Annotated in this window: 11 protein-coding genes and 1 tRNA gene; 3 read left to right on the top strand and 9 right to left on the bottom strand. The window is 52.5% G+C overall.

Annotation, left to right across the window (positions count from 1 at the left end; translation table 11 throughout):
* The 6 genes from Dpoa2040_RS03635 to Dpoa2040_RS03610 form a co-directional block, all read right to left on the bottom strand.
* A partial coding sequence (locus Dpoa2040_RS03635; RefSeq protein WP_168640336.1) for a hypothetical protein occupies positions 1-375 on the bottom strand: 375 nt, incomplete at its 3' end.
* 169 nt (positions 376-544) lie between these two features.
* On the bottom strand, positions 545-1,822 hold the full coding sequence (locus tag Dpoa2040_RS03630) for an integrase arm-type DNA-binding domain-containing protein (protein WP_168640335.1): 1,278 nt from the start codon (positions 1,820-1,822) through the stop codon (positions 545-547).
* A gap of 179 nt (positions 1,823-2,001) precedes the next feature.
* Positions 2,002-2,077 (bottom strand) — tRNA-Asn (locus Dpoa2040_RS03625).
* Between the two features lie 199 nt (positions 2,078-2,276).
* Positions 2,277-5,384: a beta-galactosidase gene (locus Dpoa2040_RS03620; protein WP_168640334.1), complete on the bottom strand. Its 3,108-nt coding sequence runs from the start codon at positions 5,382-5,384 to the stop codon at positions 2,277-2,279.
* A 181-nt stretch (positions 5,385-5,565) separates the two neighbouring features.
* Positions 5,566-6,639, bottom strand: a complete 1,074-nt coding sequence (locus Dpoa2040_RS03615; protein WP_168640333.1) for a LacI family DNA-binding transcriptional regulator — start codon at positions 6,637-6,639, stop codon at positions 5,566-5,568.
* An 87-nt stretch (positions 6,640-6,726) separates the two neighbouring features.
* Complete coding sequence (locus Dpoa2040_RS03610; protein WP_168640332.1) at positions 6,727-7,443, bottom strand: amino acid racemase; 717 nt, start codon at positions 7,441-7,443, stop codon at positions 6,727-6,729.
* Positions 7,444-7,593: 150 nt separating this feature from the next.
* On the opposite strand from Dpoa2040_RS03610, the gene hypT reads away from it, so the two are divergent.
* Positions 7,594-8,487, top strand: a complete 894-nt coding sequence (hypT, locus tag Dpoa2040_RS03605; RefSeq protein ID WP_168640331.1) for a hypochlorite stress DNA-binding transcriptional regulator HypT — start codon at positions 7,594-7,596, stop codon at positions 8,485-8,487.
* 49 nt (positions 8,488-8,536) lie between these two features.
* On the opposite strand, the gene Dpoa2040_RS03600 is transcribed toward hypT, so the two are convergent.
* Entirely contained in the window at positions 8,537-9,829 is a 1,293-nt protein-coding gene (locus tag Dpoa2040_RS03600) for a dicarboxylate/amino acid:cation symporter (RefSeq protein ID WP_168640330.1), read from the bottom strand.
* Positions 9,830-10,723: 894 nt separating this feature from the next.
* Between Dpoa2040_RS03600 and flhA the strand changes: the two genes are divergently transcribed.
* Complete coding sequence (gene flhA, locus Dpoa2040_RS03595) at positions 10,724-12,895, top strand: formate hydrogenlyase transcriptional activator FlhA (protein ID WP_168640329.1); 2,172 nt, start codon at positions 10,724-10,726, stop codon at positions 12,893-12,895.
* A gap of 62 nt (positions 12,896-12,957) precedes the next feature.
* On the opposite strand, the gene fdhF is transcribed toward flhA, so the two are convergent.
* Positions 12,958-15,108, bottom strand: a complete 2,151-nt coding sequence (gene fdhF / locus Dpoa2040_RS03590) for a formate dehydrogenase subunit alpha (protein ID WP_168640328.1) — start codon at positions 15,106-15,108, stop codon at positions 12,958-12,960.
* A gap of 34 nt (positions 15,109-15,142) precedes the next feature.
* Positions 15,143-15,685, bottom strand: a complete 543-nt coding sequence (locus tag Dpoa2040_RS03585) for a 4Fe-4S dicluster domain-containing protein (protein WP_042869739.1) — start codon at positions 15,683-15,685, stop codon at positions 15,143-15,145.
* 467 nt (positions 15,686-16,152) lie between these two features.
* On the opposite strand from Dpoa2040_RS03585, the gene Dpoa2040_RS03580 reads away from it, so the two are divergent.
* Positions 16,153-16,410: a DUF4160 domain-containing protein gene (locus Dpoa2040_RS03580; protein WP_042869741.1), complete on the top strand. Its 258-nt coding sequence runs from the start codon at positions 16,153-16,155 to the stop codon at positions 16,408-16,410.
* The last annotated feature ends 7 nt before the right edge of the window (positions 16,411-16,417 follow it).

Below are 16,417 nucleotides of genomic sequence, written 5' to 3'. Positions count from 1 at the left end.
TATGTTAAATACGTTTTTATCTAAAAGATATTGTGAATCACTTGGTGTAATACCTGCTGGCAACCACCCCCCAATTGTTAATGCAATGATTTTTAATGACCAACTTGATTTTATCTCTATTTTGGCAATTTTATCATTTATGTCAAATTCAGGTGGTAGTGCTTGTTGGTTTAATATTTTGCAACTTGCTATTTTTAAAGGGATTAGTCTTTCTTGATTGTCCTCTCCCCATAATATTTCGGTTTCTTCGAAATTTAATGGTTTAAACGTGATGTTTTCAATAAGTACTTTTTCTTTATCGCTGACATGTAAAATGATGGTCTTGTTGTTATCTTTTTTTGAAATAGATAGCTCGCCATCTAAAAAATCATCCATTCTATTTTTCCTAATATTATTATATTAAATAATAAATGAGTATAATTATTCTTTTTCTTCTGAAAATGTCTATAAGTTATAACTGTATCTAATTAGCTTCAAGCTGCAGAGACAAATAAGCATAGACTGTGGCTATGCTTCCTGCAACTTGAAGTAACATATCTGATAGCTATCCTTTCTGCCCAAACTCAAACGGCCTAACCATCCCGTTACTGTTAGCATCGAGGAAATCAGCCCACCATTGCAGCATCAGGCGGCGTTGTTCAAGGTGTTTGGCCTTGTGGGTATAGGCGGCGCGAACGTTGTTCTTTTCCATATGGCTCATTTGAAGCTCTACCACATCTTCAGGCCAGATACCCGATTCAATCAAGGCACTACACGCCAGCGTACGGAAACCATGACCGCACAGATCGGTTTTGGTGTCATAACCCATTTTACGCAGCGCCTTGTTAATGGTGTTTTCACTCATTGGCTTCATCGCATCATAACAGCCCGTCAGGATAAAGCCGTCGTCACCGTTAACGTCATAGGTGAGGTTTTTTAGCTCTTTCAGAATGTCCAGCGCCTGACGGCACAGAGGAACATAGTGCTTTCTGCGCATTTTAGCCCCACGGCCTGAATGTTTGATCCCTGCAATCGCTTCACGCTGTTCAGGGATAACCCATAAGGCACTGTTAAAATCGATCTCTGACCAACGGGCAAAGCGGAGTTCACTGGAGCGAATAAATATCAGCAGAGTGAGTTTTATCGCCAGCAGGGTCAGCCTGCTACGCCCCTGATAGCCTTCAATGCGTTCCAACAGGGTAGGTATCTCTTCCAGCTCGATAGCGGGGCGGTGCTCTGTCTGTGGTTTCTGAACAGCACCTTCCAAATCATAGGCAGGGTTAAAGCGGATCATCTTTTGCTGGACGGCATAACGCATAATGGCAGTGGCGTACTGTTTCACCCGCATAGCGATTTCCAGATAGCCCAGCTTCTCTATCTTTTTGATGGGAACCAGCAGATCGCCTGTATCCAGTTCAGCAATATCTCTGTTGCCAATATCAGGGAACAGGTAGGTTTCAATACGGGTCCAGACAGAACGCTGATAATCTTCCGACCATGTGGTTTTGGTGGCAAACCAGTTTCTGGCTACCGTTTTGAACGCGCGGGTATTGTTGCGTTTTTCCTGAATCGCTTTGTTATCAGCCTGCTTTTTAGCGCTGGGGTCAATTCCTGCCGCTAACAGCTTTTTCGCTTCATCTCGCCGTTGTCTGGCATCCGCCAGTGAAACAGCCGGGTAGACGCCTAAAGCGAGTATTTTTTGCTTCTTTTCGAAACGATAAGACAAGCGCCAGTATTTAGACCCATTAGGATGCACTAACAGGTGCATACCAAAGCCATCAGTAAGCTTATATTCCTTCTCAAGAGATTTGGCATTTTTTACTTTGGAATCAGTTAGAGACACGATTTGCCCCCTTGAGTTGTTGGTATAAGCAGAATCGAACCAGAAATACCAACAATTCTACCAACAAAAGTCGTGGGCAGTAGCGTTTTTTGGTGAACGAGGGTGAAGCTAAAGAAGGGGATAACCAATTGATAAAAAGCAAAAAAGCAGACGTCCGTGAACGTCTGCTTTCTTTAAATTGGCTCCTCTGACTGGACTCGAACCAGTGACATACGGATTAACAGTCCGCCGTTCTACCGACTGAACTACAGAGGAATTGCTTGAACGGGGCGCATAATAACGGGGTCTATCGTGCATGTCAAAGGTGTAAACCACATTTTTTACGCGTTTGGTGAGGTAATGCGCAATATGCTGGTTTTTTCACACGTTCATCGTGATTGAGCCGGGCTTTACACGGTGTTGCGGTGTTAGAACAGCAGGCTGGCAGCAAGGTGATGCCGCCAGCCTGAAGGGATTATTGCAATCGCAGTTGCAACTGGTAGCGGTAACGGGGAGCGGTCAGCAGATAATCCGGTGCAACGCTTGGACTCCATGAGTCATCGCCGCCAACACCCATATGGAAACCGTCCAGATTAAGCCAGGTGCCCGGTTCTGGCTGCAGCAGATGGTGATGAGTGCAATCCATCAACTGCTGCAGGCTGTAGCGGCCAATACCGAAATGGAAATCGCCTTCGATAAGCCAGTCGCCGTAGCGCAGTTCCTGGGTATGGCAACGCAGGCCGTTTTCCGATGGGAAAATGTATGGTGTGTGCATCGCTTCCAGTGGTTGTTGCCAGCGGCCATGCAGCGCGGCAAGACGGCGATCAGGGTAGTTTTCGTGTGGGCCGAGTCCCAACCAGCTTACCTGTGGGTTGACTGCCGCCAGTTGAACGCAGAGGCCAACGCGCGCCAGTGAGGGCAGGTGACGAGCCACCTCCACTTCTACGCTCACTGTCAACACGCCTTGCGCGTCAATTCGCCACTGTTTACGGCTGATAAACAGCACCTGTTGCTGATAATGACCGACGTGTTCGGTGGTGATCAGCACGCTATCACTGAGGGTGTCGGCGTGGATCTGCTGGCAGTCGGTGTCGTACCGGTACAGTCCGGCCAGTTTCCAGCGCTCGACCCAGGCGTTTGGATCAATACGGTCCACTTCGCTGATGCCGATGTCGTTATCCAGCGGCGCGCGCGCCAGATTATCCTGTAACGGACTGAGTAACTGCGGTTGTCCATCGCGCCACCACTGCGTCAACAGTCCGCTATGGCGGTTGAACGCCCAGCGCTGCTGACCGTGGATGACCTCGAACTGGTCGTCAGTCTGGTTTAACGTTGGGCATTTGCCATCGTCACGACGTGGCGTTGAGCGCGCCAGCGGCATCGGCAACTGCCATTGATCCCAGGCACAGCGATGACCAGCCGGTGACCAGTCGGTTGCGTTTGGCTGAACGACCTCTACCGTCAGCCACATGTCGGCGTGGTGCTGCGGGGCTGGCATCTGTTCCAACAGGGTGAGTGTCTGACTGCCTTGCGGTGGGATATCGAGCGTTACCCGGCCTGATGCCAGTTGCACGTCATCCTGCATGATGCGCCAGTGCAGTTCTTCATTATCACTGTGGCGGAACAGGTATTCGCTGGTCACTGTCAGCGTCAGCGGGGCATCGTCATGATGGCTGAACTGGAAAAACTGCTGGGCGCGCTGGGCTTCATACAGCGCCGGGTGCGGCGTGCGGTCAGGGAACACCAGACCATTGAGGCAGAACTGGCGGTCGTTGGGTTTATCGCCGAAGTCGCCGCCATAAGCCCATTGTGATTTGCCATCGTGTTCGCGCACCAGCGCCTGATCGACCCAGTCCCAGACGAAACCGCCTTGCAGACGCGGATACTGGCGGAATGCCTGCCAGTAACGGTCAAACCCGCCAAAGCTGTTGCCCATGGCGTGTGCGTATTCGCACAGAATCAGCGGGCGGTTTTCTCCCGGCATACCAATCCATTTTTTGATTGACCACTTCGGCACTGCCGGGAAGGGCTGGTCTTGATCCACTCTGGCGTACATCGGGCACAGAATGTCAGTAGCGGGTGTATTGGCGCCGCCGCCTTCGTATTGCACGGGTCGGGTTGGGTCCTGCTGCTTCACCCATTGATAGAGCGCACTGTGGGTAGCACCGTAGCCTGATTCATTACCCAGCGACCAGATAATAATACAAGGGTGGTTGCGGTCGCGTTGCACCATACGGGTGACACGTTCAGCGTAAGCGGGTAGCCAGCGCGGGTCGTCAGACAGACGGCTCATCGGCTGCATTCCGTGAGTCTCAATGTTGGCTTCGTCTACCACGTATAGCCCGTAACGGTCACACAGCCGATACCACAATGGGTGATTAGGATAGTGGGAGCAACGTACGGCGTTGAAGTTGTGCTGCTTCATCAGCAGAATGTCCTGGCGCATGGTGGCTTCATCAATGGCCTGACCGTGTTGCGGGTGATGTTCATGGCGGTTAGTGCCACGAATCAGTAACGGTTGGCCGTTGAGTAGCAGCAGTCCATTGCGGATAGCAACGTCGCGGAAACCGACATCATAGGCTTCTGCTTCCACCAACGTGCCATCGGCGTGCTCCAGCGCCACCACCGCCCGGTACAGATTGGGTTCTTCCGCACTCCATAACGCCGGCTGTGCGACCTCCAGTTGCAGGTTCACTCTGTCGTGATAAGCGCCGCGTTCATCGATAGCCGGTGTGCCAAACGGCGTGCGGCGTTCGCCGATCAACTGTCCGTTGCGCCACAGTTGTACATACAGTTGCCATGCCTGTGCTTCCGGCAAGTTAGCCTGAGCGGCGACACACAGAGTACCTTGCGTGTAGCTATGGCGTAGCGGGGTAGTGAGTTGCACGTCACACAGATGTACTGCCGGTTTGTTCAACAGGTAGACATCGCGGTAAATACCGCTCATGCGCCACATATCCTGATCTTCCAGATAAGTACCGTCAGACCAGCGCAGCACCATCACCGCTAGCCGGTTTTCTCCCGCTTGCAGGCAGGAAGTCAGATCGAACTCTGCCGGCAGTCGGCTGTCCTGAGAATAACCGACCCATTTGCCGTTGCACCACAGATGGAAGGCGGAATTAACGCCGTCAAACACGATACGGGTTTGCCCTTGCGCCAGCCAGTCAGCGTTAACTGAAAATGTGAGCGAATAACAGCCGGTAGGGTTGTCTTGTGGTACGAACGGCGGGGTGACCGGTATGGGGTATTTAACGTTGGTATAAATAGGAGCGTTGTATCCAGCCAACTGCCAGTTAGAGGGCACAGTGATGGAATCGGCATCATTCAAATCCTGGGCTAGCCACTGTTCAGGTACGGCTTCCGGACGAGGGAAATAGCTGAAGGTCCATTCGCCATTCAGCATCTGGCGACGATTGGACGGCTGGTCATCGCGTGCGGCGTCGAGATCGCGCCAGCTGGAAAATGGCGGATGGGCATCCAGCCGACGAAGGTGAGGACAAGCCGGATTTTCCCAGTCGCGTCTGGCCAGAATATCCGCCAGTGAGATACCCGATAGAGGAATATAAGCGGAAGCAGTAGACATAAAACAAGCTTTCCTTGATTAACTGAAAGTGGGTGGCCGAAAGAGCCTGACAGGCGGATAAACAAGATTTGTTATTCGCTCACAACTTTACTGGCAGGATCGCGGCTTGCAGACGGGGAGTAAAGTGTAGAGACGCCGGAAAGTGGTGTTGATCACAAAACCGGCGTCGCGGGAGGATGGATTAGCGCTGTAGTTGTCGCGCCAGTGTAATCAGCTGTTGTGCGACATCTTTGGGCGACAAGGTGGAAGGCCGCCAGGCTGCGGTGGTCTGCCGGGGAATCAGCGTGGTTTTCAGCCGCAACGGGGCTGGGGTCTGCGAGTGTTGCAGGCATTCCAGCAGCCGGTTGACACTTTCCCGCCCCAGTTGTCGGAAATCCTGACGGATGGTAGTTAACGGCGGCTGAAAATAGGCGCTGTCGCGGGTATCGTCAAAACCGATCACCGAGATCTGTTCCGGTACGCGCAGGCCATATTCGTGGATGGCCCGTAGCACGCCCAGTGCCATTTGATCGTTGGCGACGGCAATCGCAGTCGGACGAACCGGGTTCGCCAGCAGCAGATGTGCCTGCTGATAACCGGCGCTGGCGCTCCAGTCGCCTTCGGCAATCGCGCAAGGCGTCAGCAGGTGCTCGGCCAATGCCTTTTGCCACCCTTCGAAACGCAGCCGCGCAGAAACGGAGCTTTGTGGTCCGGTGAGTAATGCAATTCGCCGATGACCTAGCTCTACCAGATGATCGATAGCCAGTTTTGTGCCCTGTTGTGGGTCGAACATCACGCTTGGCAGAGTGGCGGTAGGGGGCGTATCAAGAAACAGTGCCGGCGTGGTGTCGCACAACTGGTGGATTTGCTCTGCCGTCTCTTGTTCCAGCGGTACGTTGATAATGACGCCGTCCACCCGCTGCGACAGCAGTTCATTTACGGCACGCTGGGCGTCATTGCCATCGCTGGAACGTAGCATTGAAATCACGACGTTGAATCCCAGTTCGCTGGCGGTGGTTTTAATGGCGGCGGCAATCTGGGAAGGCGCGTGCAGCGACAGGTCGATTGTTGCCAGCCCGATGGTGGTGGTGCTACGACGCGCCAGTTGCTGTGCCACCCGGTTGGGGATGTAGTGGAGTGCCGCCATCGCCTGTTCCACTTTTTCCCTTGTACTGACAGAGACATGAGGTGCCTGATTCAGCACCCGTGAGACGGTTTGATACGACACTCCGGCATAAGCCGCCACGTCATTGAGCGTTACTGGTTTCGCTTTCATGGTTCTCTGTTAATCAGCCCCTACAGTGTTATCTGGCGTAATCATAACAAATGCTGGTGATGTCATACTGTGGGTAACAGAGAAAAATTACGCCGCAACCAACGGGCGTGTCACCTGCTGATAATACCAGTCGATGGCTTTTTTGATCAGCGCGTCGGTGGCATCCAGATAAGCATCAGGTGTGGTGCTCACCTCCGTCTCCAGAATGAGTGGTAGTTCGGTGCAACCCAGAATGATTTTTGCTACTCCCTGCTGATGTAGCGAGGCGACTACCGGCAGCAATAAGGTTCTGGCCTGGGCAATATCGCCAGCCTTGTAAGCGTAGATGCTGTTCATCACCGCATCCTGCTGCTCGCTGGTGGGTAAGGTGCAGTCTACCTGCTGGCTGGCCAGCGCGCGCTGGTAAATCTCGCCGCGCACGGTGGCGGTGGTGGCCAGAATGGCAACGTGCCGGATGTGCTGTTCGGTCACTTGCTGGCAGGTCGCGTCAATAATGCTGATCATGTTCACCTGGGTATGCCGTTTCAAATCGTCGAACCAGTAGTGCGCGGTATTGCAGGGGATGATGATGCAGGTGGCCCCTGCGTTTTCCAGAATCCGCATGTACTCAACCATTTTCTTCAGCGGTGACGGGCTGTGATTGAGAATACACTGGGTGCGGTCGGGAATATCCGGGATAGACACGGCGATCATCGGAATGTGTTCCTGATCCTTACGTGCCGGGGTTTGCCGGATAAGTTTTTGCATGGCGTCTACGGTGGCACCCGGCCCCATGCCGCCAAGAATTCCGATTACAGGGTTCACGTTTTCCGCCTCACTGCGAATAGTCTGGAGTGGAAAAATCATCGCACAGCGCCCGGAAATGTGAATTGCGAAATTCCTATCCTCTATGTATGTTTTGCATAACGCTATACACATTATGCGTAGAATGCGTTTTCAAAACGGCGGTTGATGATGCTAAACAATATTGAAACCAAATGGTTATATGATTTTATTGCACTGGAAGAACACCGCAGTTTCACGCTGGCGGCGGAGACACGTAACATCTCACAGTCGTCGTTCAGCCGGCGTATTCGTGCGCTGGAAGAGGCGGTGGGATTTGATATGTTTGACCGCGGCGCACAGCCGCTGCAACTGACCGAGCAGGGCAAGATTTTTCACGCTCATATCCGCAATACCCTCGACGATCTGGAATATCAGATTCATAAACTGCACGGCGGCAGCCACTACAAAAACAAGATTACCATTGCGGCGGCGCATTCTCTGTCGGTGTTTGTGATGCCTGAATTGCTCAACGCCGTGCCGGATGTGCAGGAAAAAATCTTCTATGTTGAATCAATTGACGTGGATGACGCGGTACTCAACCTGAAGGAAGGGCGCAGCGATTTTATTTTCTCGTTTTATAACGAGGAACTGATGTCTGAGCCGTTTCGCCATACCCACATCATGGACTCCACCTTGTACCCGGTTTGTGCCTGCGACGCGTCTGGCAAACCGCGGTTTGATGCCCGTGCTGCCATGCTGCCGTTGCTCAACTACACCGACACCAGTTACATGGGGCGTCAGGTCAACCGTTATCTTTCCACGCTGTCATCTGAGCGTTTTACCGTCAGTTTTGTCTCCTCAATGAGTGACTTGCTTAAACGCATGGTGAAGCAGGGCCACGGTATTGCCTGGCTGCCGGACTACGCGATCCGCGATGAACTGGCGCACAAGGAGCTGACCGTGCTGAAGCTGGATAACGCAGTGATGAAAATGCAGGTCTATCTATATCGGCTGGATGCACGGCTTAATGTGGCATCGGAGTCATTCTGGCGGGCGATGACGGCGTTGCGCTCAGCGCAATGAAAAACAGCGGCCAGATGGCCGCTGCGTGTATCGTATGATTCCGTGTGGTTCAGGCGTCTTGTCTGGCCTGCTGTAGTGTGACTTCCGCCTCTGCCGGATCCTCTTCATCGTCGGTGATGCCTTTTTCCAGGCTAGCCACCACGGCGGTAGAGATACTGTTGCCGATAACGTTAGTCGCGGTACGGCCCATATCCAGGAACTGGTCGATGCCAAGAATCAGCAGAATACCGGCTTCCGGCAAGTTGAACATCGGCAGGGTCGCGGCGACCACTACCACGGAAGCACGTGCGACACCCGCCATGCCTTTACTGGTGATCATCAGCGTCAGCAGGATCAGGATCTGCTGGGTGAAGCTCAGGTCAATGTTGTACGCCTGAGCAATGAACAGGATGGCGAACGACTGGTACATCATGGAGCCATCCAGGTTAAAGGAATAACCCAACGGCAACACGAAACTGGTGATTTTCTTCGGTACACCGAACCGGGTCAGGGCGTCCATGGTTTTTGGGTAGGCTGATTCGCTGCTGGCGGTGGCGAAGGCCAGCATGGTGGGTTCACGAATCAGGCGCGCCAGCACGGCGATGGAGCGGCCGAGGAAAGCGTAACCCACCAGGAACAACACCGCCCACAGCAACGCCAGACCAAGATAAAATTCGCCAATCAGTTTGCCGAAGTCATAAATCAAGCCCAAACCCTGTGTCGTAATGGCGGACGCAATGGCAGCGAAGACGGCGATAGGCGCCAGCGCCATCACGTAGTCGGTGACGCGGAACATCACTTTGGCCAATTCTTCAATGGTGGAGAGAATAAAGTTGGCCTGCTTATGGTGGTGTTTGACATAAGCCAGAGCAGAACCGAAGAACAGCGAAAACACCAGAATCTGCAGGATTTCATTGTTCGCCATTGCTTCTATGATACTTTTCGGGAAGATATGGCTGATAAAGTTCTTGAGTGTGAAACCATCGGTATTCAGACCGGTGGTGACGTGGTTGACCGGTGCGACCAGATTCATGCCGACGCCGGGCTGGAAGAAGTTCGCCAGCATCATGCCGATCAGTAACGACAGGAAAGACGCCGTAATAAACCAGGTCATGGCTTTCAGGCCGACGCGGCCCACCGCAGAAGAGTTCCCCATGCTGGCCAGACCGGAAACCAGGGTGGCGAACACCAGCGGTGCGATGATCATTTTGATCAGACGCAGGAAAATATCGGTAGCCATATTAAAGTAAGACGCCACTTCCTTGGCTCGTGTGCCATCCAGATAAGTGTGGCATACCCAGCCAATCAGAATACCGAGCACAATTGCCAGCATTATCTGTATTAATAACTTCTGCCTTTGCATATAAACCTCATGTCAATGAATGTACCCAGACAACACACAGTGTTATTGCAGCGTAGCGGTCAGAGATGCCGTGAGACATAGCAAGCCGATACTCTGATTTGTTTATGGGGTGTTGTGTCTGCCGCGCGGGATATTACAACGAAATCGATTACTTGCCTTTTTTTTCTGCAAATAAAATGAAATACATCACTGAATGGGGTCAAAAATGGGCTATATCCTTATTGATTGTAGGTAAATGGCGAGTGGTCTGTGCCTTCGTAATTCCTGATAATTAATTGATTTTTATTTGTATTTTATTTTTTCAAGGACAGCTGGCAAGATGATTTTTGTATTAAATATAATTTTTTCTTATATCTTGGGTTGAGTCAGTAATAAATCCAATAACTGTTGTCAGCTCATTTTTATCCACTGGCGATGTTATTATTGCCAGGTGATCTGAATAATTAATAAACAACGCCCCCTTTCGTTTATTCATAAAATAGAATCCGGTAGCGCACTGAAAAATCTGTATTACACATGGATAAAACAGCAGTAAATTTAATGGCCTGTTTAAATTGAGTGTGGTTAGGTTGCAAATGTTTCAATTATTGTTTTGGTGTGATTTTGGTGTTACTGCTTGTTAGGCGTTTACTGGTAAATCAAGGTGCGAAACCCTATATTGACTCGCTGAATTGCGATGGTGCCTTATGTATAAAATGCACCCTAAATTATAAATTCATCTTATGATTTGCTCTGTGGTGACTGATGACTGCTTATCGGGTGACCGGTTATCGCCCGTTTGCCCCAGTTTAGCACGATTCAGATCAAGCTATTGGTGAGGCGGCGTGTCATTTCGTCACCGAAGCTCTTACACTATTCACCCACACTATCTATGGAATTTGGATTACGGTGGTTATGGCAACACGACTGACAGACTCCCCATCCCGGCTGTCTATTTTGTGGCAGGATGCCTTGCTGAAAATTTCTCAGTCGCTGTTGCAACAGCGCACGATACCTGACCTGTTGCGGACGCTTGACGGTATGTCGTTCTCGGTGGTGCGGTTTGGCCGGGTGAACCTTGTCCTGCTTGATCCGTTGCATAACCAGATGCATTTTTACCGCCATGATCGTGAGTCTGGGCAGACTCAGTGCAGCGAAGAAGCGATTCTGCTGGCTAATGGCCCCGGCGGCGTGGTGTGGAGTACACAGACCGCGCTACATTGCGACCGGACACATTTTCAACGCGACTTTCCCCACCTGACTGACCTGCCGGCCTACATCGGATTAAGCGACTACTGCCAGTTGCCGCTGTGTGGCACTCATCGTGTGCTGGGTGGAGTGGAATTTCTCAAAACAGACGGCAGCCGCTTTACCGACAGCGAACTGGATTTCTTTCAGGCGTTGGCTGGGGTAGTGGCGCTGGTCGTGGAAACTATTCGTGAGCGCGAACAGGTACTGCAGGAAGAAGAGCGGTTGCGCCATGAGCGTGATCACCTGCGTATTCTGGTGGATGTCACCAATACCGTAATTTCCAAACTGGAACTGAAGGCGCTGGCACTGGAGGTATCGCGCGAGATTCATCGTTTCTTCGGCATCGATTTTATCGCACTGGTGTTAAAGGACGGTGAAGGGGAGGCGAGTTCGCTGAAGTATCTTGCCACTGTTTACCCACCGTCTGGTGCGCCAAAAACGATGCAAGGCGAGGTGGAGCGAGCGCAAACGCTGGCTGACGACGTCATGGCACAACATCAGCCGCAATTGCTACAGGTGACGGAACGCCTTAACACAAGCGAACCTCGTCCGCTTTGCCAGTGGTTTGATCGTGCATTGTCTCACGCTTGCCTGCTGCCGCTGGCATTCGGTAACCGGACACTGGGCGTACTGGAGCTGGCGCATCGCTCGCCGCTGGCAGTCAGCGAGGCGGATCTCCGGTTGTTACAGCAGATTGCTGCACGTATCGCCATTGCGCTGGATAATGCGCTGGCGTATGAGCAAATTACCCGGCTGAAAGATTCATTGATCCATGAAAATTTCTACCTGACGGAACAACTGACCGAACATATCCATCAGCGCAGTGGCGACGAGTTCGGCGAGATTATTGGCCGTAGCGCAGCGATTCGACAGGTACTGGAGCAGGTGGCGATGGTGGCCGCCAGCGACAGTACCGTGCTGATTCTGGGAGAAACCGGCACCGGTAAAGAGCTGATTGCCCGCGCCATTCATAGTCTGAGCCAGCGCAAATCACAACGCATGGTGAAAATGAATTGCGCCGCTATTCCCTCTGGCCTGTTGGAAAGCGATCTGTTCGGGCACGAAAAAGGGGCGTTTACCGGTGCGACCAGCCAGCGTCAGGGGCGGTTTGAACTGGCGGATAACAGCACGCTGTTTCTGGATGAGGTTGGAGATATTCCGCTGGAGTTACAACCCAAACTACTGCGGGTGCTCCAGGAGCGTGAGATTGAGCGACTGGGTGGCAGCAAAATCATTCCGGTAGATGTTCGGTTGATTGCCGCGACTAACCGCGACCTGAAACAGATGGTGGCGGATAGGGAATACCGTAGCGATCTCTATTATCGCCTCAATGTGTTCCCTATCGTCATTCCACCATTACGTGAGAGGCCGGAAGACATTCCACTGCTGGTGAAATTTTTCACCCGTAAGATTGCCCGACGAATGAACCGCACTATCGACAGCATTCCCTCCGAGATGCTGCGTCAGTTGAGTCGTTTACCCTGGCCCGGCAATGTACGGGAACTGGAAAATGTGGTGGAGCGAGCGGTTATCTTAACGCGTGGTACCACACTTAATTTGCAGATGGATGAACTACAACACCATCTGTCGCCGCTGGATGTGCCAAAACCCTCGCACCACGACATCGCACTGCCGGGCGAAGTTGGAGAATCGCGGCCATTGGATGCGGACGAAGAGTCCGAGCGTGAACGCATTATTCGGGTATTGCGGGAAACCAACGGTATCGTCGCTGGCCCGAAAGGCGCTGCCGCCCGGCTTGGACTTAAACGCACCACGCTGTTGTCGCGTATGCAGCGAATGGGGATTTCCGCCAGGGAAATTGAAGGGATGTCGTGAGTAATACGATGCGGTTTTGAAAGGAATTGCAGCCCTCGCCAGCAGGAGAGGGCTACAAGGGATTAACCCGCGACTTCCGCTTCTTTACGCAGACGAGCTTTTAGTGCGCTGTACTCCTGTCTGACGTAGTTTTCCGCCCAGTTCTGGTCGGCGATGGGTTCCAGTTTCACCGCGCAGTGCTTGTATTCCGGCGTCTTGGCGATGGGGTCTACTTCATCCAGCGTCAGTTCGTTACAGGCGCCAATCCACCACTGGTAAGTCATATAAACCGCACCTTTGTTGATGCGTTCACTGACCATCGCCCGGCTGATCACCTTGCCACGGCGTGATGCCACCCAGGTGAGCTGCTGGTCGCGGATGCCAAGGGCTGCCGCGTCTTGCGGATTCATCTGCACGTAGCCCGGCTCATCCGCCAGCGTTTGTAGTGCGGTACAGTTACCGGTCATGGAACGACAGGAGTAATGACCAACTTCGCGCACCGTCGAGAGCACCAGCGGGTAGTCGACGTCGGTTTGCTCCATTGGCGGATGCCATTCTGTCGCAAACAACAACCCTTTACCGTTCGGGCGGTCGAACTTGTTGCCGGCGTACAACCACGGCGTGCCGGGGCTGTCTTCGGTCAGACACGGCCACGGTACGTAGCCCAGGCCCGCCATTTTATCGTAGGTAGCGCCGTAGTAGAGTGGGCACAGATTACGCAACTCATCCCAGATTTCCTGAGTATTGTTGTAATGCATCGGGTAGCCCATGGCGGTTGCCATCAGGCTGATGATTTCCCAGTCCGGTTTCACGTTGCCTTGCGGTTCCACCGCTTTGTAGAACCGCTGGAAACCTCGGTCGGCGGCAGAATACACCCCTTCATGCTCGCCCCATGAGGTAGCGGGTAAGATCACGTCCGCTACTGCGGCGGTCTTGGTCATGAAGATATCCTGAACGATCAACAATTCCAGTTGGTTGAAGGTTTCACGCACTACCGACAGGTCCGGCTCGGTTTGCAGCGGGTCTTCACCCATCAGGTAATTGGCTTTGATCTTGCCTTCTTTGATCATGTGCGGCACGTCAGTCAGCGAATAGCCGATACGGTCAGACAGTGTCGGCACGCCCCAGGCTTTGGCGAATTTTTCGCGTACGTCCGCATCAATCACTTTCTGGTAGCCAGGGAACTGGTTCGGCAGTGCGCCCATGTCGCAAGCGCCCTGTACGTTATTCTGACCACGCACCGGACCGACGCCCACGTTCGGGCGGCCAAGGTTCCCCGTCAGCAACGCCAGACCGGACAGACCTTTCACCACATCGACCCCTTGGGTCCACTGGGTCACGCCCATACCCCACAGAATGGTGGCGGACGGAGCGGCGGCATACATGCGAATGGCATCGCGGATCAACTGCGGGTCAAGCCCGGTGATGTCTGCTACGTATTCCGGGGTGTATTTCGCCACGATGGCGCGGTATTCATCAAACCCTTCGGTGTGCTGCGCCACGAAATTCGAGTTATACAACCCTTCGTTGATCAACACGTTGGCAAACGCGTTGACCAGCGCCATGTTGGAGCCGTTTTTCAGCGGTAGCCACAGGTCGGCGATGCGGGCAGTTTCGATGTGACGCGGGTCGCAGACGATGATTTTGGCGCCGCGTTCTTTGGCTTTAATGATGCGGCGCGCCACGATGGGGTGGGAGTCGGCGGCGTTGTAACCAAACACCAGAATGCAGTCGGTCTTTTCAATTTCGCAAATCGAATTACTCATTGCCCCGTTGCCCAGCGTAACCTGCAAACCAGAGACGGATGGGCCGTGGCAGACGCGGGCACAACAGTCGATGTTGTTGGTGCCGGTGACCGCGCGGGCAAATTTCTGCATCACATAGTTGGTTTCGTTACCTGGACCGCGGGACGAACCGGTGTGCATGATAGAGTCCGGCCCATATTTCTCTTTAATGGCTTTTAGACGGGAGCTGGCGAAATCGATAGCTTCTTCCCAGGATACCACTTCAAACGGCGCGCCTTTCTGGCGACGGATCATCGGTTGTTTCAATCGTGGGGTTAACAGCTTGGTATCGTTGAGAAAATCCCAGCCGTAATAACCTTTTAAGCACAGCTCGCCTTCGTTGGTCAGGCCGTTAGCACCTTCCGCGCCGACGACCTTGCCATTTTCCACCAACAGGTTAATTTTGCAGCCTGACCCACAGTAAGGGCAGACGGTAATCACTTTCTGCATGACATTGCTCTCCTTCATCGTACCTACGGCACGCTCAGAATTTCATTTCCGCGGCTTCATCAAGTGCTGCGCGCCGCTGTTTACGTAGGATCATCTCCTGAATGTCGTCCCGGCTTATCAGGCGCAGGGCGTTGGTGGGGCAGACTTCGACACAGGCCGGACCGTTGGCGCGTCCCTCGCACAGGTCGCACTTGTGCGCTTCCGCCTTGATGCAGTTGCCCAGTGTCTGATAATGGCTGATGCGTGCCACCGGTTTACTGATCACCGTCATGGCACCGTACGGACAAGCCACCACACAGGTTTTGCAACCGATACATTTCTCTTGTTGTACCCGGATATGATCGCCGGCATGAATGATCGCCCCATTCGGGCAAACATTGGCACAGGGGGCATCTTCACAGTGACGGCACTGAATCGTGGTGCTGACATTCAGCCCCTTCACCACTTTTAATCGCGGTGTGAAATGTTCTGTAGACAACGATGACGGGTTGCCATCGCTGTGAGCCAGCACACAAGCGACTTCACACGTGCGACAGCCAATACATTTCCTGGGGTCTGTTAAAACGAACCGGTTCATGACTGGGTCTCCTTCCGCGGCTCTGGTGGACAAAGGGTTATGTCGATGACATGGTCACCGACACATCGCCATGCAATAAGCAGGCTTTATGCCAGAATGAATGCTTATGGTTTAATTGTTTGATTTTAAATTAATTTAATATGATTTTCCGGAGGGGCGATTTTTGTGGCTGGCTGATGACGAGTGTCAATTGACGGGGGTTCGGCATATTTGACGACAGGCCGATGAAAACAAATCTGTTGCGAAGCGCGTTCCATATCTGAAAACAGATTATCGAGGTGAGAAGGTCTGGCATTTATTGTGACGCCAGAGCGATAGCGGCTTACCTGCTCATTTAGCGGTGCGCAATGGCTTTTTCATTTTTCAGTGAAATCAGCATGAAGTTTTTTACAGGCGATAAGACTGAAAACAAGACTATTGTATCCCTTGGGATACGGTGTTATATTGTTCATTGACAAGGAGTGCCAATGCCTGAGATTGACAGACTGGCGGGGTTAATCTTCCATTTGTACTTTTACGATGATGATCGGCACCACCTGCCGCATGTGCATGTCTGCTACGGCAATCATGAGCTTATCATCAATATTGGTAACGGAATCGAGATCGAAGGATATCTGCCAAATAACAAGCGCAAGCTGGCGCTTTCGCATATCAGGGCACATCGGAAACAACTGCTGAATATGTGGGAACGGGCGGTAGTGGGAAGAAATCCGGGAAAACTGTGAGGTGATT

Source organism: Dickeya sp. CFBP 2040, assembly GCF_012273755.1.
Lineage (GTDB): Bacteria > Pseudomonadota > Gammaproteobacteria > Enterobacterales > Enterobacteriaceae > Dickeya > Dickeya poaceiphila.
This window is presented reverse-complemented; position numbering and strand designations above follow the sequence as displayed.

Coding starts and splice junctions, on each gene's coding strand:
- Dpoa2040_RS03600 (WP_168640330.1), bottom strand. CDS start 9,829: ATGCAAAGGCAGAAGTTATTAATACAGATAATGCTGGCAATTGTGCTC.
- Dpoa2040_RS03585 (WP_042869739.1), bottom strand. CDS start 15,685: ATGAACCGGTTCGTTTTAACAGACCCCAGGAAATGTATTGGCTGTCGC.
- fdhF (WP_168640328.1), bottom strand. CDS start 15,108: ATGCAGAAAGTGATTACCGTCTGCCCTTACTGTGGGTCAGGCTGCAAA.
- Dpoa2040_RS03580 (WP_042869741.1), top strand. CDS start 16,153: ATGCCTGAGATTGACAGACTGGCGGGGTTAATCTTCCATTTGTACTTT.
- flhA (WP_168640329.1), top strand. CDS start 10,724: ATGGCAACACGACTGACAGACTCCCCATCCCGGCTGTCTATTTTGTGG.
- Dpoa2040_RS03620 (WP_168640334.1), bottom strand. CDS start 5,384: ATGTCTACTGCTTCCGCTTATATTCCTCTATCGGGTATCTCACTGGCG.
- hypT (WP_168640331.1), top strand. CDS start 7,594: ATGCTAAACAATATTGAAACCAAATGGTTATATGATTTTATTGCACTG.
- Dpoa2040_RS03615 (WP_168640333.1), bottom strand. CDS start 6,639: ATGAAAGCGAAACCAGTAACGCTCAATGACGTGGCGGCTTATGCCGGA.